General features: G+C 73.9%; 1 protein-coding gene. It reads left to right on the top strand.

Annotated elements, in window-relative coordinates; genetic code table 11:
• A partial coding sequence (locus IE244_RS41365; protein WP_191878742.1) for a type I polyketide synthase occupies window positions 1-3,733 on the top strand: 3,733 nt, incomplete at both ends.

A 3,733-nucleotide genomic window follows, 5' to 3' on the forward strand; every position in this document is an offset into this window, starting at 1 on the left:
CTGACCGGTCGGCTGGCCGAGCCGTACACGCCCGAGTACTGGGTGCGGCACGTGCGTGAGGCGGTCCGTTTCGCCGACGGTGTGCGGACCCTGTACGGGCTGGGCGTGTCGACGTTCGTGGAGATCGGGCCGGGCGGTGTCCTCAGTGCCCTCGCCCAGGGCTGTCTCGATGAGGACGCGGACATCGTCACCGTTCCCGCGCTGCGCGCCGACCGCCCCGAGCCGTACGCCGTCACCACCGCCTACGCCCAACTGCACGTTGCCGGCGTCGAAGTGGACTGGCAGGCCTTCTTCCCGGGCGCCCGCCGCGTCGACCTGCCGACCTACGCCTTCCAGCGCGAGCGCTACTGGCTCGACGCCCCCGTCTCCGCCGGTGACATGCGCGCGGTGGGCCAGGGCGAGGCCCGTCACCCGCTCCTCGGCGCTGCCGTGCCGCTGGCCGACGGCGACGGACACCTGCTCACCGGGCGGCTCTCGACGCACACGCACCCGTGGCTGGTGGACCACGCCGTCAGCGGGATCGCGCTCCTGCCGGGAACCGCGTTCGTGGAACTGGCGATCACCGCCGCCGACGCCGTGGGCTGCGACCTGCTGGAAGAGCTGACGCTGGAGACACCGCTGCTCGTGCCCGAGCGCGGCGGCGTCGCCCTGCAGGTGCGCGTCGGCGCCGACGACGGCTCGGGCCGCAGGTCGCTGACCGTGCACTCGCGGAACGACGAGGGGGACGCGTACGCCCACGAGGACGACTCCGACCGGGCATGGGTCCGGCACGCCTCCGGCTCGCTGACCGTCGCCACAGAAGGGCCCGCGGACGGCTTGCTCACCGTGTGGCCGCCGGCGGGTGCGGAGCCGGTCGACGTCGACGGGTTCTATGACCGCCTCGCGGACATGGCGCTCGACTACGGCCCCGTCTTCCAGGGGCTGCGCGCCGCGTGGCGGAGCGGGGACGACATCTTCGCCGAGGTGGAGCTGCCCGGCGCGGAGCGGACGGACGCGGGCGCGTACGGTCTCCACCCCGCCCTCTTCGACGCCGCCCTGCACACCGTCTGGCTGGGCGCGGTCGAGCCCGAGGCCGGGACGGGGAACGGGCTGCTGCCGTTCGCCTGGAGCGGCGTGCGCCTGGCGGCCGCGGGAGCCGCCGGCCTGCGGGTGAAGGTCTCGCGCGTCCGCACGGGTACCTCCACGGTGTCGCTCGTGCTGGCCGACGGTGCCGGCGAGCCGGTGGCGTCCGTCGAGTCGCTGACGCTGCGCCCGGTGCCCGCCGAGCAGTTGCGCGCCGGTCACGGCGGCGACGACGCGGTCTTCGGCCTGGAGTGGACGCCGATCAGCCTGCCGTCCGCGCCGGCCGGGATGAGGATCGAGACGTATGGGGACCTCGCCGCTCTTCGGGCCGCCGATTCGTCGTCGGCGTTCACCGAAGCCGATGCCGGAGTCGTCGCCGATGCCGTGGTCGTGCCCTGCCCGGCCGGGGCCGGCGCGGATCTCGCCACCCGGGTCCGTGAGGTCAGCCACGCCGTGCTGGAACTGGTGCAGTGGTGGCTGGCCGAGGAACGCCCGGCGCGTCTGGTGCTGGTGGTGCGTGGGGGAGACCTCGCCCAGTCGGCGGTCCGCGGACTGGTGCGCTCGGCGCAGACCGAGAACCCCGGCCGCATCGTGCTGGTCGAGACCTCCGCAGATGCCGATGCAGATGCCGGTGCCGACGCCGGCAGGGGTGTTGACGAGGACGTCCTCGCCCGGGTGCTGCCGGGCCTGATCGCGTCGGGTGAGCCGCAGGCCGCGGTCCACGCCGACGACGAGGTCCGGGTGCCGAGGCTGGTCCGCGCCGCGATGCCGGACACGGAGCCGGAGCTTCCCGTCCTCGGCTCCGGCACCGTCCTGCTGACCGGCGCGTCGGGCGGGCTGGGCGGGCTGTTCGCCCGGCACCTGGTCGCCGAGCACGGCGTCCGCAGTCTGCTGCTCGTCAGCCGCCGTGGCGGGGACGCACCCGGCGCGGCCGAGCTCGCCGCCGAGCTGACCGCGCAGGGCGCCGACGTCACCTGGGCCGCGTGTGATGTGGCCGACCGGGACGCCGTCCGTGCACTCCTGGCCGGGCCCGGGCGGAGCCTGTCCGCGATCGTTCACACCGCCGGCGTCCTGGACGACGGAATCATCGGCTCGCTGACCCCCGAACGGCTGGACGCCGTGTTCCGCCCGAAGGTGGACGCGGCGCTGAACCTGCACGACCTGGCGGCTGAGCTGTCCGGCGACCTGTCCGCGTTCGTGCTCTTCTCCTCGGCGGCGGGCACCCTCGGCACGCCGGGCCAGGGGAACTACGCCGCCGCCAACACCTTCCTCGACGCCCTCGCCGAGCACCGCCGTGCCGCCGGTCTGCGGGCCACGTCGCTGGCCTGGGGCCTGTGGGCGCAGGACAGCGAGAGCACCATGACCGGCAGCCTCGACCACACCGATCTCACGCGCATCAAGCGCATGGGCCTCGCCGCGATCCCCTCGGCGGACGGCCTGCGGATGTTCGACGCGGCACTGGCCACCGATCGTGCGGCGCTCGCCCCGATCCGCCTCGACACGTCGGCGTTCCGTGACGGACAGGGACAGCCCGTACCGCCGGTCCTGCGCGGGCTGGTGCGGGTGGCGCCGGTGCGGCGCACGGCGCGGAGCGCGCCGAAGGGGTCGCTGGGGCAGCGGTTGGCCGGGCTGCCGGAGGCCGAGCGCGAGCAGGTGGTGCTGGGCCTGGTGCGCACCGAGGTCGCCGCCGTACTCGGGCACGCCGGTGCGCAGTCAGTCGGCGCGGACGACTCGTTCAAGGACATCGGTTTCGACTCGCTCACCGCCGTCGAACTGCGCAATCGGCTCAACTCGGCCGTCGGCATGCGCCTGCCCGCCACCCTGATCTTCGACTACCCGAACCCGCTCACCCTGGCCCGCTTCCTCACCGCCGAAGCCGCAGGCACCGGCGAGGCTGCGGCAGCCGTGCCGGCGACCGTCACCACGGCCACCGGGGCGGCGGACGAGCCGATCGCGATCGTGGGCATGGCCTGCCGCTACCCCGGCGGTGTGCAGTCGCCCGAAGACCTGTGGCAACTGGTGTTCTCCGGCCGCGACGCGGTGTCGGGCTTCCCCGAGGACCGAGGCTGGGACGTGGAGAAGCTCTACGACCCGAACCCCGACCAGTGGGGCACCAGCTACACCCGGGAGGGCGGCTTCCTCCACGACGCGGCGGACTTCGACGCCGAGTTCTTCGGGATCTCGCCGCGTGAGGCGCTGGCGATGGATCCGCAGCAGCGGTTGCTGCTGGAGACGTCGTGGGAGGCGTTCGAGCGGGCGGGGATCGACCCGGCGACGGTCCGGGGCAGCAGGACCGGTGTCTTCGCCGGCGTGATGTACCACGACTACGGCGGGCGCGTGCACACCTCGCCGGCAGGCCTGGAGGGCTACCTCGTCAACGGCAGCGCGGGCAGCGTCGCTTCGGGTCGTGTCGCCTACACGTTCGGACTGGAGGGCCCGGCGGTGACGGTCGACACGGCGTGCTCGTCGTCGCTGGTGGCTCTGCACCTGGCGACCCAGGCACTGCGGAGCGGCGAGTGCACGATGGCCCTCGTCGGCGGCGTCACGGTGATGGCAGGTCCGTCCGTGTTCGTGGAGTTCAGTCGGCAGCGTGGGCTGTCGGCGGATGGTCGGTGCAAGGCGTTCGGTGCCGCTGCGGACGGTACGGGCTGGGCCGAGGGTGCGGGCATGC

Source organism: Streptomyces filipinensis, assembly GCF_014649495.1.
Classification (GTDB): domain Bacteria; phylum Actinomycetota; class Actinomycetes; order Streptomycetales; family Streptomycetaceae; genus Streptomyces; species Streptomyces filipinensis.